This window comes from Devosia sp., assembly GCF_048261455.1.
GTDB lineage: Bacteria > Pseudomonadota > Alphaproteobacteria > Rhizobiales > Devosiaceae > Devosia_A.
On the sequence record NZ_JBLXGA010000003.1, the window covers coordinates 1 to 16,545 of the forward strand.

Sequence of the window (16,545 nt, forward strand, 5' to 3'; positions counted from 1 at the left end):
GCCTTGAGCATTGCCGCCATATCGTCGGGCCGCGCCCACATGCCCTTGCCGATCTGCGCCCGGCCAGAAAGCCCGGCCGCCAAACCGATCAAGACGTTCCGATCCTCATAGGCCTGGATCCAAGCCTCCGACTTCACGTCATCCTTGCGCAGCACCGGGCCCGCCAGCATCGAGGTGTGGATCTCGTCCCCGGTGCGGTCGAGGAAGCCGGTATTGATGAAGAACACCCGCTCACGCGCCGCATAAATCGCCGCCTTGAGATTGGCCGATGTGCGCCGCTCCTCGTCCATGATGCCGATCTTGATCCGGTTGGGCTGCATCCCGAGCATCTTTTCGACCGCGCCGAAGATCGCGCAGGCAAAGGAAACCTCGTCCGGACCATGCATCTTGGGCTTCACCACATAGACGGCGCCGGTGGTCGAGTTGACCTTGTCGCTGAGCGCGCAGAGCACCGTCACCGCGGCATCCATCAGCCCCTCCCCGATCTCCTGGCCCTCCGCGTCGAGCACGGCGTCGGTGGTCATCAGGTGGCCGACATTCCTGACCAGCAGCAGCGCCCGCCCCTTGAGCACCAGCTCGCTGCTATCGACGCCCTTGTAGACGCGGTCGGCATTGAGCCGGCGGGTCACCGACTTGCCGCCCTTTTCGAAAGTATCCTCGAGCGTGCCATTCATCAGCCCTAGCCAGTTGCGATATACCCCGACCTTGTCGGCCGCATCGACGGCGGCGACGGAATCCTCGCAGTCCTGGATGGTGGTGAGCGCCGCTTCGAGCACGACATCGCTCAACCCCGCGGCATGCGTCTTGCCGATCGGGCTGGTCTTGTCGATTACCAGCTCGGCATGAATGCCGTTGTGTTTCAAGAGGATCACCGCGCGGTCCACGTCACCGCCATAACCGACGAACTGGCTCGGGTCCTTCAGCGTCGTCGGGCCGGACGTGGTGTCGATGGCGAGCGCCGCCTGACCGGCGGTTTCCGCCACTACATAGGACGTGACGTCGGCATGGCTGCCCTTGGCGAGCGGGAAGCTCGCGTCGAGAAACTCGGCAACCCGCGCCACGACCGCAGCGCCACGCGCCGGGTTATAGGCCTTGCCCGGCGCCAGCTCGCCCTCACGCGACAGCGCATCGGTGCCATAGAAGGCGTCATAAAGGCTACCCCAGCGTGCGTTGGCGGCGTTCAGCGCATAACGGGCATTGGAGACCGGCACCACCAACTGCGGACCGCACAGCGACGAGATTTCCGGGTCGAGCCCGCTGGTCTCGATGGTGAAGTCGCCCGGCTCGTCGACCAGATAACCGATCTGCCTAAGGAATGCCTGATAGCCCTCGGGGTCGGCCGCCACCGGACCATTTTCGCGGTGCCAGGCATCGATCTGGTCCTGCAGCGTACTGCGGATCTCGAGCAGCTCGCGGTTGCGCGGCGCGAAATCGCGAACCAGGCCGGCGAGCCCCTCCCAGAACGTCGCGGCCCCGACAGGTGTCCCCGGAATGGCTTCCTGCTCGATAAAATCGACCAGCTGACGATCGACCTTCAGGCCGGATTTTTCGACATAATCGGCCATGCGCCGCACCTCTTGCTAAAATTGAACGCCAAGCCAGCGACATACAGGCTTTGCACGCCGTTGGCAGACAATGAGCACCGGGCTTTTCGCCATGCGGAAGCGCGTCAGGCCGCGAGCCCGGACTTCAGCGGCACGCCGTTGATATAGGTTTCGACCACCGAGCGGTCGTCGCCACAGGTTTGCAGCAGGAAGAGTTCTTCTTCCAGCGTCTCGACCGTTTCCATTCTGAGCTTCATCTGCGGCGATGATGCCGCATCGAGCACCACGATGTCGGCCTCCATGCCCGGCGCCAGGGTCCCGATCCGGTCCTCGAGGCTCATCGCCCGGGCATTGCCGAGCGTCAGGTGATAAAAGGACCGCAGCGGCGTCAGCCGTTGGTTTCTAAGCTGCATCACCTTGTAGCCCTCGTCCATCGTGCGCAGCATGGAATAGGAACTGCCGCCCCCGACATCGGTCGCCGGCGCGATCCGCACCCCGTTGTCGTGCATGCGGTCGTAGTCGAAGAGTCCCGAGCCGATGAAGAGGTTCGAGGTCGGGCAGAAGACGGCTACCGATTGCGTTTCGGCCAGCACCTGGGTCTCGCGATGGCTGAGATGGATGCAATGTCCCAGCAGGGTCTTCGGTCCGAGCAGGTGGAACTTCTCGTAGATGCCGACATAGTCGCCGTAGTTCGGGTAGAGCTCGTTGGCGAATTCGATCTCGGCGAGGTTCTCCGAGACATGCGTCTGGATATGCAGGTCCGGGTGCTCGCGCGCCAGCGTCTCGGCCATCTCCATTTGCGCATGCGTCGAGGTGATCGCGAAGCGCGGCGTGATGGCGTAGTGGGCCCTGCCCTTGCCGTGCCACTTGGCGATCCCAGCCTTGGTCTCGTCATAGCCCGACTGCGGCGTGTCGCAGAGGCCCGGCGGCGCATTGCGATCCATCATCACCTTGCCGGCGACCATCAGCATGTCGCGCTTTTCGGCTTCGGTGAAAAACGCATCGACCGATTCCGGATGCACCGAGCAATAGGTCGCCGCCGTGGTCGTGCCGTGCCGGATCAGTTCGTCCAGAAACCGCGAGGCAATGCGGCTGGCATGCGCCAGGTCGCCGAACTTCTGCTCCTCGACGAAGGTGTACTTGTCGAGCCACTCGAGCAGCGCCCCGGCGTACGACCCGATCACCTGCATCTGCGGATAATGTATATGCGGGTCGATGAAACCGGGAAGGATCAGGTGCGGCCGATGGTCGATGACCGTGTCGCCGGCGGCATGGGCATAGGCGCCGACCCGGACGATGCGGCCATCCTCGATCTCGATTGCCCCATCTTCGATATAGCGATAGCTGTCGCGGTCGTCGCGATCCTGCGGTTCGGAGACAAAGCTCAGCACCCGCCCCCGCAGTACCGTGCGGCTCATCGCGCCGCGCCCTCGCGGAACCACGCGACCAGCAGCGCCCGCTCCTCGTCGGTCATCTCGGTGACGTTGCCCGGCGGCATGGCGCGACTGTAGCCGGCATGCATGGCGATCTGCTCAGCCCGATTGGCGATGGCGATGTCATTGTCCAGAATGACATTCTTGGGCGGCTCGTAGATCCCCTCCCACACCGGCTCTGCCGTGTGGCACATCGGGCAGCGCGTCTGCACCACCTGGCTCGCCGCGCGGAAATGCTCGGCATCGAGGAAGGCCTGAGCGCTCGGCGCCGCGATCGCTGCTGACCCGGTCGGCAGCTTCGGGCCGCTACTGAGCCAGGCGCAGGTGACGAAGATCACCACGACCAGGCCCCAGGTCCAGTGCGGATTGCCCTTCCGCGCGTGACGGGTGTTGAAATAGTGCCGGATCAGAACGCCCTCGAGGAAGATCAGCGAGGCGATCACCCAGTTCCACTCCGTCGCGAAGGCGAGTGGATAGTGACTGGAGAGCATGAAGAAGATCACCGGCAGGGTGAGGTAGTTATTGTGCAGGCTCCGCTGCTTGGCGATCTTGCCATACTTGGGGTCCGGCACCTTGCCGGCCTTGAGATCGGCCACCACGACCTTCTGGTTGGGGATGATGATCATCGCGACATTGGCCGCCATGATTGTCGCCGTGAAGGCGCCCATATGCAGCATTGCGGCGCGGCCAGTGAACACCTGGGTATAGGCCCAGCTCATCGCGACGAGGATGCCGAACAGCACCAGCATCAGCCCGGTGGTCGATTCCCCGATCTTCGATTTGCAGAGCAGGTCATATGCGACCCAGCCGAACACGATCGAGCCGAGGGAAATCAGGATGGCGGCCCAGTCCGGAACGTCCAGCACATTGCGGTCGATCAGGAACAGGTCGGCGCCGAAATAATAGACGATGATCAGCAGCAGGAACCCGGAAATCCAGGTGAAATAGCTCTCCCACTTGAACCAGGTCAGGTGCTCGGGGAGGAAGTCCGGCGCCACCAGATATTTCTGGATGTGGTAGAACCCGCCGCCATGCACCTGCCACTCCTCGCCATGCGCCAGGGGCGGCAGGCTCGGGGTTTTCCTGAGCCCCAGATCGAGCGCGATGAAGTAAAAGCTGGAGCCGATCCAGGCGATGGCCGTAATCACATGCAGCCAGCGCACCGCAAAGCTCAGCCACTCCCACATGATTGCATAGTCAGGCATTTGCGCCCCGTGTCTTGAGTTTGAAAAGGGCGCTTGGGAGTCCGGCTACCACCGGGTCATTCCCGCGAAGGCGGGAACCCAGGGCCCGACGCACCGATCCTGCCGTATCGCCCTGGATCCCCGCCTTCGCGGGGATGACAGCGGAGGAACCGACACGGTGGCTGGCCAGATCTGCACGTTCATCTGAGGAAAGCGGAACACTGGAGCCCCAGCGGGTTGCTGCTGCGACCGTTCTCGTCATCCAAACAGCGTTGGATAGAGATCGCGCCACTGTGGGTTGTCTGCCTCGATCAGCCTGAGCTTCCACGCACGGTTCCATTTCTTCAGCTGCTTCTCACGACGGATCGCCCAGTCCGGGTCATGATGTACCTCGTACCAGACCAGCGTGTGCACGCCGTAGCGGCGAGTGAACCCAGCGACAAGATCTTCCTTGTGGACATGAATGCGGGCTCCAAGGTCACTGGTGACCCCGATGTATAGGGTTCCGTTCGGCCTGCTTGCCAGGATGTAGACACAGTAGACCCGGTTCATTGCGCGGCCCCATGGCAACCACCCCCAGGGCAATATGGGCAGCGGGCCGAAGCCCGCCGCCCGCTTTCGCTGTCGCTGTCGCTTACGACGGCGGGTTCACGCCCTGGACGTACCAGTCCATGGTCAGCAGTTGCTCGTCGGTCAGCGTCTCACCCTCAGGCACCCGCAGCTCGCCGTTCGAGTCGTAGATCGGGCCGGTGAAGATGTTGAAGCTGCCGTCGATCTGGCCTTCGCGCACCGCGTCGGCGGCGGCGGCAACCTCGGCGGGCACCGTCGGGCCATAGGGGCCCATGACCACGGCGCCTTCCTTGAGGCCCGGCCAGGAGTCACCCGATTCCCAGGTACCGTCGATCACGGCCTGGGCGGTCTCGACGTAATGCGGGCCCCACCAGTCGATGATCGAAGTCAGCTGTGCCTGAGGCGCGAACTCGCTCATGTCGGCGCCCTGACCGAAGCCGCCGACCGCACCGCGCTCCTCGACCACCTGCAGGGCGGCCGGACCATCGGTGTGCTGGGCGATGACGTCGATGCCCTGGTCGAGCATGGCGCGCGCCGCATCGGCTTCCTTGGCCGGGTCGTTCCAGGTCGAGATATAGACCGGGGTCATGGTGAAGTCGGGGTTCACCTTCTGCGCGGCGAGCGTGAAGGAGTTGATGCCCATCACCACTTCGGGGATCGGGAACGAGCCGATATAGCCCGCCTTGCCGGTCTCCGACATATAGCCGGCGATCGTGCCGGCAACGGCACGGCCTTCGTGGAAGCGCGCGTTGTAGGTGCCGACATTCTCCGAGCGCTGGTAACCGGTGGCATGGTCGAACACCACATCCGGGAACTGCTGGGCCACCTTGATGACATAGTCGCCATAGCCGAAGGAGGTGGCGAAGATCAGGTCGTGGCCGGTGGAGGCGAGATCGCGCAGCACGCGCTCGGCATCCGGGCCCTCTGGCACTTCCTCGACGATGGTGATTTCCACCGCGTCGCCCAGCTGTTCCTTCATGTAGTCGGCGCCGACCTTGTGGCCGAAATTCCAGCCATTGTCGTTCGGCGTGCCGATCAGCATGAAGCCGACCTTCAGCGGCTCGTCCTGAGCCAGCGCGGTGCTGCCCATCAGAGCTGCGGCGGTGGCGGCCGCAACGCCCACCTGCATCAGTTTGCGGCGATTGAACTTGATCATGATCGTCTCCGTTTGTTTCCCTGACGTGTTTCTGTGTGTGCCTGCACCAACCGTCCCTTCGGGTTCAGTTGGCGGGCACGAACGGCTTGCCGAGGCAGGCCGGAGCACTCGTGCCGTTGCCGGGTCTGATGGAGATCAGCACCAGCACGAGAATGGTTGCGAGATAGGGCAGCGCGGCCCACAGCTCGGATGGAATGGCGGCGAGAACGCTGGTCCCTGCCTTGGAATAGAGCTCCAGCGTCATGATGAGACCAAACAGATAGGCGCCCGCCAGCAGCCGGAACGGCCGCCAGGCGGCAAACACCACCAGCGCAACGGCAATCCAGCCGCGGCCCGCGGTCATCCCCTGCGCCCATTGCGCGGTCAGCAGCAGCGGGAAGGCCGCGCCGGCCAGACCCGCCATGGCGCCACCGAAAGCGACCGCCGCATAGCGCACGCCGATCACCGAATAGCCGATCGAATGGGCGCTGAGATCATTCTCGCCCACCGCACGCAGCACCAGTCCGGGGCGCGTCCGCTGCAGGAACCACCACACCCCGAAAACCAGCGCGATCGACACATAAACGAGCAGCGAATGGCCGAAGACCAGCCGCAGGATCGGATGGGTGGCAAGCTCTGCCGGAAACAGCGGCGGCATCTTGCCCACGGCCTTGCCGGTGAGCCCCTGCCCCGCCAGCGCCGAAAAGCCGGTGCCGAAAATCGTCAGCGCCAGTCCGGTCGCCGTCTGGTTGGCCGACAGCGACAGCGTCAGCACCGCAAAGATCATCGAGGACAACATGCCCGCGATCATTCCGGCGATCGCCGCGAGATAGGGATTGCCGGTCCATAGCGCGACCGCCACCGCGGTCACCGCGCCGACCAGCATCATGCCCTCGACACCGAGGTTCAGAACGCCGGCCTTTTCCACCACCAGTTCACCCAGGGCAGCGATCAGGATCGGCGTCGTCGCGCCGATCAGCGTGATGGCGATGGCAATGAGAATGTCGATGCTCATACCCGTGCCTCCGCGCCCGACTGCTGCGGCGTCACACGGCGCACCCGGTAGCGCACCAGAATGTCACCCGCGAGCAGGAAGAACAGCAGCATGGCCTGGAAGATGCCGGTCGCCGCATTGGGCAGGCCGATCGTCGTCTGCGCTACGTCGCCACCGACAAAGGTGATGGCGAGGACGATCCCCGCCAGGATGCAGCCGATCGGGTTCAAGCGCCCGAGGAAGGCGACGATGATGGCGGTGAAGCCGTAATTGGTCGGAAAGCCCGGCACCATGCGCTGGAACGGCCCCGAGACCTCGAACGCGCCGGCGAGCCCGGCCAGCGCGCCGGACACCAGCAGCGTCAGCCAGATCGTCCGCGCTTCGGAAAACCCGCCATGGCGCGCCGCGTGTGGCGCAGCGCCGACGACCCGCACCTGATAGCCGAACAGCGACCGGCTCATCACCACCCAGGCGCCCAGCGCGACGATGATGGCAAAGGGCACGCCCCAATGCACCACCGTCATCGGGATCATGGTCGGCAGCCGCGCGGCCTCTGAAAACACCCGGGTCTGCGGAAAGCCCATGCCCATCGGGTCTTTCCACGGCGCCCGCACCAGATAGAAGATCAGCTGGATCGAGGCATAGGTCAGCATCAGCGAGGTGAGGATTTCGTTGACCCCGAGCTTGGTCCGGAGCAGCGCCGGAATGGCGGCATAGAGCGCGCCCCCGACAACACCCGCGAGGATCACCAGCGGCAGGATCCAGAACCCGGTCATGCCATGGGTCATCAGCGCCACCCAGGTGGCCGCGAGACCACCCATGACATACTGGCCCTCGGCCCCGATGTTCCACACATTGGCGCGGTAGCAGACCGACAACCCCACCGCGATGATGATCAGCGGCGACGCCTTGATGGCGAGATCCTGCCATTTGTAGGAATTGAGCAGCGGCCCGAGGAAAATCTCGATCACCGCGCCGAAACCGTTATAGCCGATGGCCGTGAACACCAGACCACCCACGACCATGGTCAGCACCACGGCCAGCACCGGCGTCAGATAGAGCATCAGCTTGCTGGGCTGAACCCGCTTCTCAAGCCGAAACGGCATGGTTCACCTCCCCCGCTCCACCGGCCGGCGCCCCGTCGGCCTCGCCGTGAATGCCGCCCATCAGCAGCCCGATTTCCTCGATATCTGCGTCTGCCACCGTCATCGGTTTCGACACGTGCCCCTCGTTGATCACCGCCAGCGTGTCGCACAACGACAGCAGCTCATCGAGATCCTGGCTGATCACCACCACCGCCGACCCGGACGCCGCCAGATCGACAATCGCCTGATGGATCGCGGCAGCCGCACCGGCATCGACCCCCCAGGTCGGCTGGCTCACCACCAGCACGGTGGGCTTTTGCAGGATCTCGCGCCCCATGATGTATTTCTGCAGGTTACCACCCGACAGCGACCCCGCGGTCGAGCCCGGCCCCAGCGCCTTGACCGCAAAGGCGGTAATCACCTCGCCGGCATAGGTTTTCGCCGTCCCCGAGCGGATCAGTCCGCCCGACACCATGTGCAGCCGGTCGCGCGCCGTCAGCACGGTATTGTCGGCCAGGGTGAAATCGGGGACGGCTGCATGCCCGTTCCGCTCCTCGGGCACGCTGGCCAGCCCTTTGAGCCGGCGCTTTTTTGCCGAGAGCTGCCCGATCGGCGCGCCGTCGACGGTGATGGATTCGCTGTCCGCCGCCAGTTCCTCACCCGACAGCGCCAGCAGCAGCGCGTTCTGGCCATTGCCGGCCACCCCGGCAATGCCGAAGATCTCGCCGGCCTTCACTTCGAAGGTCACGTCGCGCAGCGGCATGCCGAACGGGCCGGAAGCGGGGATCGACAGCCGGTTCACCACCAGGCGCTCCTTGCCAAAACTTCGGCCGGCCGGCTTGTCGATATCCTTGAGCCCCGCACCGATCATCTTTTCGGCCATCGACCGAGATGTCTCTTCCTTGGGATCGCAGGTATCGACCAGCTTGCCGCCGCGCAGGATCGTCGCCGTGTCGCACAGCGCCTTGATCTCGTGCAGCTTGTGCGAAATGTAGAGGATCGAGCAGCCTTCCGTCGCCAGCTTGCGCAGGACGACGAACAATTGCTCCACCTCCTGCGGGGTGAGCACCGAGGTCGGCTCGTCCATGATCAGCAGTTTGGGGTTGAGGAGCAGCGCGCGGACGATCTCGATCCGCTGCCGCTCGCCCACCGACAGGGTGGAGACGGTGCGATGCGGCTCGAGCATCAGCCCATACTGCTCCATCACCTCGCCGATCCGCGCCTCGAGTTCGCGCTGCGGGATTTTCGCGTCCATCCCCAGCGCGATGTTTTCGAGCACGGTCAGCGCCTCGAACAGCGAAAAATGCTGAAACACCATGCCGATACCGAGCTTGCGGGCGGCCTTTGGGTTGGCGACCTGGATCTTTTCGCCGTTCCAGCGGATTTCGCCGGCATCGGGCTGCATGATCCCGTAGATCATCTTCACCAGCGTCGATTTCCCGGCGCCATTTTCGCCCAGCAGCGCGTGAATTTCGCCAGGTTTGACGGCAAATCCGACATTGTCGTTGGCCAGGACGCCCGGAAAGCGCTTGGTGATGCCGACCAGTTCGAGACGGGGTGGGATACTAGCGTCCAATGTCGACTCCAGACCTCTCGTGCCGCCCCGGCTCGGATACCTCGGTGCGGCCAATGTGCATGACGATTTCCGCCGCCGCCAACGCAGCGATCACGGCGGGGCGCTTATCACCCAGCCCCTCGGGAAACCCGACACTGCCGATCGGCAGCACCAGCCGTCCGAGCGGCGCGGGCGGATAGTCGGCATCGAGATACCAGCTGCGGAACCGCGCCTTCTTGGTGCGGCTGCCGACCATCCCGACATAGGGCGCGTCGGCGCGCTGCAGCGCTTCGGCGCAGATCAGGAAATCGAGGGCGTGGTCGTGGGTGAGGATGACATAGCTGCTGCCCTCAGGCGCGGCGCGCACCACTGCCTCGGGCATCGCGACCGCATGCGTCGTCACCGTCTCGGGCAGTCCCGCCAACTCGTCGCGGCGCGTATCGACCACATGCACATCGAGCGGCAGCGCCGCCAGCGCCCGGGTCAACGCCTGCCCGACATGACCGGCGCCGAACAGATAGATCCGCGGCCATGCGGCACGTTCGGCTTCGAGCCGGCGGACCAGCCCCACCCCGGCTTTGGCATCGAGCCGGCGCAACCCGACATCGACACGCCCGCCGCAGCACTGGCCGATCTCGGGGCCGAGCGGTATGTCGAGCGCGTCGCCCGCTCCGCCTTGCCGCAGCACCTGCCGCGCCCGGTCGATCACCATATATTCGAGCGCTCCGCCGCCGATCGTCCCGATCGTCGCCTCGGCCGAGATCACCATGAAGGCCCCGGCCTCCCGCGGCGAAGACCCCCTGACGGCCGTCAACTCGGCCAGAACGGCAGCCGAATGCGCCGCCAGAAAGTCGGTGAGGCTCGCGGGCGTAAGGCTCATGAGCGACACTCCGGGCCCGGGCTTCGCCCCTCCATCACGGGAGAAACTGGCCCATGGGCGGATGAGGGGGCTTTGTCGACCCACCCTCTCATCACGCCGCGGTCTCCCGGCGCATGCGTTCCACTCCCATCAGCACCCGCTCGGGCGTCACCGGCATGTCGAGATGCGGAGGCACCTTGTAGTCGGCCACCGAGGCCACGGCCATCGACAGCGCCTCGACCACGCAATAGGCGAGGCAGAGCGGCGGCTCGCCCACAGCCTTGGAGCGGCCGATCGCCGGCTCCTTGTTGATGCTCCAGTCCGCCAGCTTGACGTTGAACACCGGGGGGACGTCGGCAGCGACGGGGATTTTGTAAGTCGAGGGCGCATGCGTCCTGAGCTGCCCCTTCTGGTCCCACCACAATTCCTCGGTGGTGAGCCAGCCCATCCCCTGGATGAAGCCACCTTCGACCTGCCCGATATCGATCGCCGGATTGAGCGAGCGGCCGACGTCTTCGAGCACATCGGCCCGGTCGACGTGATACTCGCCCGTCAGGGTGTCGATCGTCACCTCGGCCGCCGCCGCGCCATAGGCATAATAGTAGAACGGCCGCCCGGTGCCGGTCGCCCGGTCCCAGTGGATTTTAGGTGTCTTGTAAAAACCCGAGGCGCTTAGCTGCACCCGGTTCATCCAGCACGAGGTGGCGAGCTCGTCGAATGGCACGAACTGGGCACCGCAGCGAATGCCGCCGAACTCCCACTGCACCTCTTCGGGCGTCACTTCATACATGATCGCCGCGTGAGCGGACATGCGCTCCTTGATCTGCCGCGCCGCATCCAGCGCCGCAGCGCCGTTCAGATCGGTGCCCGAAGAGGCCGCGGTCGCTGAGGTGTTCGGCACCTTGCCGGTGTTCGACGCGGTGATCTGCACCCGCTCGACCGGCACGCCGAAGGCATCGGCCACCACCTGCGCCACCTTGATGTGCAGCCCCTGCCCCATCTCGGTGCCGCCATGGCTGAGATGGATGGAGCCATCGCGATAGACATGCACCAGCGCCCCGGCCTGGTTATGCCAGGTCGCAGTGAACGAGATGCCGAATTTCACCGGGCTCAGCGCAATGCCCTTTTTCAGCACCTTGCTTGTGCGGTTGAAGGCCAGAACCTTCTCGCGCCGCGCCTGATAGTCGGAGCTCTCTTCGAGCTCGGCGACGATCTCGCGCATGATGTTGTCCTCCACCGTCTGGTGGTAGGGCGTCACATTGTCGGTGTCGGTGCCGTAGAAGTTGGCCTTGCGGATCTCCAGCGGATCCTTGCCCAGCGTATAGGCGATGTGCTCGATCCAGCGCTCGCAGGCGATCAGCCCCTGCGGCCCCCCGAAGCCGCGAAACGCGGTATTAGAGCAGGTATTGGTGAAAAGCGGCAGCGAACTCACCTTCACCGCCGGATACCAATAGGCATTGTCGGCGTGAAACAGGGCCCGGTCGGTCACCGGCCCGCTGAGGTCCGCCGAATAGCCCGAGCGCGCCGCAAAACTGGCCGCGACCCCCTGGATCTTGCCATCGGAGTTGAAGCCGACGTCGTAATCGACGAGGAAATCGTGCCTTTTGCCGGTGATTTGGAAGTCGTCGTCCCGGTCCGGGCGGATTTTCACCGCGCGATTGAACTTGCGCGCCGCCACCGCAGCGATTGCCGCGAACAGATTGCCCTGGGTTTCCTTGCCGCCGAAGCCGCCGCCCATGCGCCGCATGTTGACGGTCACCGCGGCATGCGGAATGCCCAGCACCTGCGCCACCATCACCTGGATTTCGGTCGGGTGCTGGCTCGAGGTCTGGATCGTAATTTCCTCGCCCTCGCCGGGGATCGCCATGGCGATCTGGCTTTCGAGGTAGAAATGCTCCTGCCCGCCGATGCGCACCTTGCCCTGGATGCGGTGTTCGGCACCGGCCAGTCCGGCCGCAACATCGCCGCGCTCGAGCGTCAGCGGCTCGGTCACCAGCGTGCCGCCGGCTGCCAGCGAGGCATCGATATCGGTGACGTGGTCAAGATCGCGATAGGTGATCCGGGCCAGATGCGCCGCGCGGCGGGCCGCCTCGCGGTCCGTGCCGACCACGCAGAACATCGGGTGGCCGAAATAGCTGACCCGCTTTTCGGCCAGGACCGGCTCATCGTGCTTGTGCGCCGAACTGACATCGTTCTCGGCCGGAATATCCGCGCCAACCAGTACGCCGACCACGCCCGGCGCGACCTTCACCGCATCGAGGTCCATCGAGACGATTTCGGCATGCGCTCGCGCCGACAGCCCCAGATAGGCATGCAGCAGGCCCTCGGGCTCGGGCAGATCGTCGACATATTCGGCCCGCCCCGCCACCTGCTTGATGGCGGAATCATGCGGTGTCGACACATGCAGCGGCGATGCGGTGATGGTGGATTGCTTGTTCATCATGCCACCTCGCGCTTCAGCCGTTCGCCGACACCGGTGCTCTCGAAGAAGAACCGGCGCAAGAGGTTCTGCGCCGCCAGCAGCCGATATTCGGCGCTGGCCCGCATATCGGTCAGCGGCTGGTAATCCTCGCCGAACGCCGGGATGGCGGCCTCGATGGTTTCCAGCGTCCAGGGCTTGCCGACCAGCGCCGCTTCCACCGCCACGGCGCGCTTTGGCGTCGCCGCCATGCCGCCGAAGGCAATAGTGATGGCCGATACGGTCTCGCCCTCAAGCGTCAGCCGGAACGCCCCACAGAGCGCTGAGATATCCTCGTGCGCGCGCTTTGAAATCTTGTAGCAGCCGAACTGATCGCCCTCGGGCAGCAGCGGCACATGCACCGCCTCGACGAATTCGCCGGGCTCACGGTTCTGCTTGCCATAGGCGATGAAGAAATCCTCAAGCGGCAGCTCGCGCCGTTCACTGCCCTTGCGCAGCGTGATCGAGGCGCCCAGCGCAATCAGCGGCGGCGGCGTATCGCCGATCGGCGAGCCATTGGCGATATTGGCGCCGATCGTGCCCACATTGCGCACCTGCGTGCCGCCGAGCCGGTTCCACATGTCGCCCAACTGCGGGTAATGGGTGAGGATCGTGTCGAACGCCTCGTTGTAGGTGACCGCGGCGCCGATCGTCAGCTTGCCGTCCGCCTCGGTGATCCCGTGCAGTTCCGGCACTTCAGCGATGAAGATCATCGGCCCGATCTCGCGCATGAACTTGGTCACCCACAGCCCCACGTCGGTTGCACCCGAAACCAGCGTCGCCTCGGGGTTGGCGGCATAGGCCTCGGCCAGGTCATCCACCGACGCTGGCACGATCACCCGGTCTTTGCCCGTACCGAAATCCACCGTCTTGCCGTCGCGCAGCGCCAGCAGCCGCTCGCGGATCTCCGCGCGATGCGCCACCAGCGGATCATTGGCGACATCGCCATAGCTCGAGGCGGCCTTGGCCGCATTGACGATCGGCAGATAGCCCGTGCAGCGGCAGAGGTTCCCCTGCAGTGCCACTTCCACCGCCGTCGTGTCCGGCTGGGGGTTGCGCATCCACATCGCGTAAAGCGACATCACGATGCCGGGCGTGCAAAAGCCGCACTGGCTGCCATGCAGATCGACCATCGCCTGCTGCACCGGATGCAGCTCACCATCGTTGGGCGACAGATGCTCGATCGTCACCACATGTGCGCCATCCAGCGCGCCGACGAAATAGATGCAGGCATTGACGCTTTCATAGCGCAGCTCGTCGCCATCGACCCGGCCGATCAGCACGGTGCAGGCGCCGCAATCGCCCTCGGCGCAGCCCTCCTTGGAGCCCTTCAGACGTTTGTCGAGCCGCAGGAAATCGAGCAGCGTGCGCGTCGCCGACACGCCGTCGAGCACGACCTCCTGATCGTTGAGGATGAAGCGAAGCGCGTTGCGAAGGTCGGCCATCAGCTGCCCCGATACGTCGAAAAACCATAGGGCGAAACGAGCAGCGGCACATGGTAATGCGCGGCCTCACTCATGATGAAGCGCACGGGCACCACGTCGAGAAACGGCTTGTCCCCCGGCAGGCCCAGCCCCTCGAAATAGGCGCCGGCATGAAAATGCAGCTCATAGGTGCCCAGCTGAAAGTGGTCGCCATCCAGCAGCGGCTGGTCGAGCCGGCCATCCGCATTCGTCGCGCCCGAAAACAGCCGGTGCATATGGTCGCCATGGACCATCATCAGCTCGACCTGCATGTCGGCGGCGGGCCGGCCATGCGTCGTGTCGAGCACATGCGTCGTCAGGCGTCCGTTGCCTGCCATTCACTACATCCTTGCGTCGTCTGGTTGGGCCCGCGGCGCCGCACGCCGATGAGGCATACCCCGTGATCTGCCCGACTATTGAGCAAAACTGAGAAACGGGAAAGGGGGGAGAACAGGGTTTTTTACCAACTGGTCCACTTTTCGACCGCTTGCGTGACCCGGTCCCACCCGGTCATAAATCGACCTTAGACCAATCGCGAGAGCAACGATGCGCTACCCACGGAATATGCAGGGCTACGGCCCCAATCCGCCCCACGCCAACTGGCCGGGTGGCGCTAATGTCGCCGTGCAGTTCGTCGTCAATTACGAAGAAGGCGGCGAAAACAACATCCTGCATGGCGACGCCGCATCGGAGGCTTTCCTCGTCGACGTCATCGGCGCCGCGCCCTGGCCCGGCCAACGCCACTGGAACGTCGAGTCGATGTATGAATATGGCGCCCGCGCCGGCTTCTGGCGGCTGCACCGTCTGTTCACCGAGCGCAGCCTGCCGGTCACCGTCTACGGCGTCGCGACGGCGTTGATGCGCGCCCCGGCCCAGCTCAAGGCCATGCAGAAAGCCGGGTGGGAAATCGCCAGCCACGGCCTCAAATGGGTCGAGCACAAGGACATGCCGCCCGAAACCGAGCGTGAGCAGATCGCCGAGGCCATCCGCCTGCACACCATCGCCACCGGAGAGCGCCCCCGCGGCTGGTACACCGGCCGCAGTTCGCTCAACACGGTCGATCTCGTCTCCGAGGAAGGCGGCTTCGCCTATATCTCGGACACCTATGACGACGACCTGCCCTATTACCGCGTCCACAACGGCAGGCCCCAGCTCATCATTCCCTATACGCTTGCCGCCAACGACATGCGCTTTGTCACCGCCTCCGGCTTTGCCAATGGCGAGGAGTACTTTCAGTTCTTGAAGGACAGCTTCGATTGCCTCTGGGACGAAGGCGCGGCCGGCAGCCCGAAGATGATGACGGTCGGCCTGCACTGCCGCCTCGCCGGCATGCCCGGACGTTTCGAGGGCCTGAAGCGCTTCGTCGATCACATCGAGCAAAAGCGCAAAGTGTGGATCCCGACCCGGCTGGAGATCGCCAACCACTGGCTGGCCGAACACCCCTTCATGCCCCCCACCCTGCAGCCCTCGAACATGGATCGCGAAAGCTTCGTTCAAACCTTCGGCTCGATCTTCGAACATTCCGCCTGGCTCGCCGAGCGCGCCTTCGATGGCGAACTGGCGCCGGCCAACGACACCGCGACCGGGCTGCACTTTGCGCTACGCACCCAGTTCCGCATGTCCAGCGACGAAGAGCGCCTCGCCGTCCTCAACGCCCACCCCGATCTTGCCGGCAAACTTGCCGCCGCCAAGCGGCTCACGGCGGAATCGACGTCGGAGCAGGCCTCCGCAGGCCTCGACGCGCTGACCGACGCCGAGCGCGAAAAGTTCACCGGGTTGAACGACGCCTATGTCGCAAAATTTGGCTTTCCCTTCATCATCGCCGTTCGCGATCACGACAAGGCGGGCATCCTCAGCGCCTTCGAAACGCGCCTCGCCAATAATCGCGACACCGAATTTGCCATGGCTTGCAAACAGGTCGAACGGATCGCGGAGCTGAGACTACAGGCACTACTGCCGGACTAAATCGGACCCGTTGGCAGCCTCAGTCGCCGCCGTCTCCACCGCCATCACCACCCTCGGAATTGCCGTCGAGTTCGAAGCCGGTGGGCGCGCCGCTGCGCGCATAATCGAAGAACAGCCAGCAGGCGCCAAACAGCAGCACGACGCCGACAAATGGCCAGAACTGTCCGAGGAAATTGAAGACCGGTTCGCGCAACGACTGCTGGAAGGCGAACACGGCGTCCATGGCTATTGCGCCTGAGGCTCGTCGCCAGGATCGTGTAACTCGCCGTCTTCCCACGCGATCGAGGTGTCACGCGGCTC

The 16,545-nt window shown here is 64.5% G+C and carries 14 protein-coding genes; 1 reads left to right on the forward strand and 13 read right to left on the reverse strand.

The annotated features are described in order from the left end of the window. The 12 genes from ACN0TK_RS03910 to uraH form a co-directional block, all read right to left on the reverse strand. On the reverse strand, positions 1 to 1,565 hold a 1,565-nt coding region (locus ACN0TK_RS03910), incomplete at its 3' end, for a malate synthase G (protein ID WP_417308143.1). A gap of 104 nt (positions 1,566 to 1,669) precedes the next feature. Next, positions 1,670 to 2,962, reverse strand: a complete 1,293-nt coding sequence (gene guaD / locus ACN0TK_RS03915) for a guanine deaminase (RefSeq protein WP_417308144.1) — start codon at positions 2,960 to 2,962, stop codon at positions 1,670 to 1,672. After that, on the reverse strand, positions 2,959 to 4,182 hold the full coding sequence (locus ACN0TK_RS03920; protein ID WP_417308145.1) for a urate hydroxylase PuuD: 1,224 nt from the start codon (positions 4,180 to 4,182) through the stop codon (positions 2,959 to 2,961). Before ACN0TK_RS03920 ends, guaD begins: the two co-directional genes overlap by 4 nt. Before the next feature lie 237 nt (positions 4,183 to 4,419). Continuing rightward, positions 4,420 to 4,713, reverse strand: a complete 294-nt coding sequence (locus tag ACN0TK_RS03925; RefSeq protein WP_417308146.1) for a GIY-YIG nuclease family protein — start codon at positions 4,711 to 4,713, stop codon at positions 4,420 to 4,422. A gap of 82 nt (positions 4,714 to 4,795) precedes the next feature. Then, entirely contained in the window at positions 4,796 to 5,887 is a 1,092-nt protein-coding gene (locus tag ACN0TK_RS03930) for a BMP family ABC transporter substrate-binding protein (RefSeq protein WP_417308147.1), read from the reverse strand. Between the two features lie 64 nt (positions 5,888 to 5,951). Further along, the gene (locus tag ACN0TK_RS03935; RefSeq protein ID WP_417308148.1) at positions 5,952 to 6,881 is read right to left on the reverse strand and encodes an ABC transporter permease; all 930 of its coding nucleotides are present in this window, start codon (positions 6,879 to 6,881) and stop codon (positions 5,952 to 5,954) included. After that, entirely contained in the window at positions 6,878 to 7,966 is a 1,089-nt protein-coding gene (locus ACN0TK_RS03940) for an ABC transporter permease (RefSeq protein WP_417308149.1), read from the reverse strand. Before ACN0TK_RS03940 ends, ACN0TK_RS03935 begins: the two co-directional genes overlap by 4 nt. Continuing rightward, positions 7,950 to 9,521 (reverse strand): ABC transporter ATP-binding protein, encoded by a 1,572-nt coding sequence (locus ACN0TK_RS03945; protein WP_417308150.1) that lies wholly within the window; start codon positions 9,519 to 9,521, stop codon positions 7,950 to 7,952. Before ACN0TK_RS03945 ends, ACN0TK_RS03940 begins: the two co-directional genes overlap by 17 nt. Next, positions 9,511 to 10,380: a xanthine dehydrogenase accessory protein XdhC gene (xdhC, locus tag ACN0TK_RS03950; RefSeq protein ID WP_417308151.1), complete on the reverse strand. Its 870-nt coding sequence runs from the start codon at positions 10,378 to 10,380 to the stop codon at positions 9,511 to 9,513. The genes ACN0TK_RS03945 and xdhC overlap by 11 nt, the downstream gene beginning before the upstream one ends. A 91-nt stretch (positions 10,381 to 10,471) precedes the next feature. Further along, positions 10,472 to 12,799 carry a xanthine dehydrogenase molybdopterin binding subunit gene (gene xdhB, locus ACN0TK_RS03955; RefSeq protein ID WP_417308152.1) on the reverse strand — a complete coding sequence of 776 codons (2,328 nt, stop codon included), beginning with the start codon at positions 12,797 to 12,799 and terminating at the stop codon, positions 10,472 to 10,474. Continuing rightward, complete coding sequence (xdhA, locus tag ACN0TK_RS03960) at positions 12,799 to 14,262, reverse strand: xanthine dehydrogenase small subunit (protein WP_417308153.1); 1,464 nt, start codon at positions 14,260 to 14,262, stop codon at positions 12,799 to 12,801. The genes xdhB and xdhA overlap by 1 nt, the downstream gene beginning before the upstream one ends. Further along, positions 14,262 to 14,618 (reverse strand): hydroxyisourate hydrolase, encoded by a 357-nt coding sequence (uraH, locus tag ACN0TK_RS03965; protein WP_417308154.1) that lies wholly within the window; start codon positions 14,616 to 14,618, stop codon positions 14,262 to 14,264. The genes xdhA and uraH overlap by 1 nt, the downstream gene beginning before the upstream one ends. Before the next feature lie 208 nt (positions 14,619 to 14,826). Here uraH and puuE point away from each other — a divergent pair, with 208 nt between their 5' ends. Next, positions 14,827 to 16,245, forward strand: coding sequence for an allantoinase PuuE (gene puuE, locus ACN0TK_RS03970; protein ID WP_417308155.1), 1,419 nt, complete (start codon positions 14,827 to 14,829; stop codon positions 16,243 to 16,245). A gap of 19 nt (positions 16,246 to 16,264) precedes the next feature. Here puuE and ACN0TK_RS03975 read toward each other — a convergent pair whose 3' ends face one another. Continuing rightward, on the reverse strand, positions 16,265 to 16,468 hold the full coding sequence (locus ACN0TK_RS03975; RefSeq protein WP_417308156.1) for a hypothetical protein: 204 nt from the start codon (positions 16,466 to 16,468) through the stop codon (positions 16,265 to 16,267). Between the last annotated feature and the right edge of the window lie 77 nt (positions 16,469 to 16,545).

Bases quoted from the DNA above. Each gene is read 5' to 3' on its own strand.
- ACN0TK_RS03975 (WP_417308156.1), bottom strand. From the start codon at position 16,468: ATGGACGCCGTGTTCGCCTTCCAGCAGTCGTTGCGCGAACCGGTCTTC.
- ACN0TK_RS03930 (WP_417308147.1), bottom strand. From the start codon at position 5,887: ATGATCAAGTTCAATCGCCGCAAACTGATGCAGGTGGGCGTTGCGGCC.
- xdhB (WP_417308152.1), bottom strand. From the start codon at position 12,799: ATGAACAAGCAATCCACCATCACCGCATCGCCGCTGCATGTGTCGACA.
- ACN0TK_RS03935 (WP_417308148.1), bottom strand. From the start codon at position 6,881: ATGAGCATCGACATTCTCATTGCCATCGCCATCACGCTGATCGGCGCG.
- ACN0TK_RS03940 (WP_417308149.1), bottom strand. From the start codon at position 7,966: ATGCCGTTTCGGCTTGAGAAGCGGGTTCAGCCCAGCAAGCTGATGCTC.
- ACN0TK_RS03920 (WP_417308145.1), bottom strand. From the start codon at position 4,182: ATGCCTGACTATGCAATCATGTGGGAGTGGCTGAGCTTTGCGGTGCGC.
- guaD (WP_417308144.1), bottom strand. From the start codon at position 2,962: ATGAGCCGCACGGTACTGCGGGGGCGGGTGCTGAGCTTTGTCTCCGAA.
- puuE (WP_417308155.1), top strand. From the start codon at position 14,827: ATGCGCTACCCACGGAATATGCAGGGCTACGGCCCCAATCCGCCCCAC.
- xdhC (WP_417308151.1), bottom strand. From the start codon at position 10,380: ATGAGCCTTACGCCCGCGAGCCTCACCGACTTTCTGGCGGCGCATTCG.
- ACN0TK_RS03925 (WP_417308146.1), bottom strand. From the start codon at position 4,713: ATGAACCGGGTCTACTGTGTCTACATCCTGGCAAGCAGGCCGAACGGA.
- xdhA (WP_417308153.1), bottom strand. From the start codon at position 14,262: ATGGCCGACCTTCGCAACGCGCTTCGCTTCATCCTCAACGATCAGGAG.
- uraH (WP_417308154.1), bottom strand. From the start codon at position 14,618: ATGGCAGGCAACGGACGCCTGACGACGCATGTGCTCGACACGACGCAT.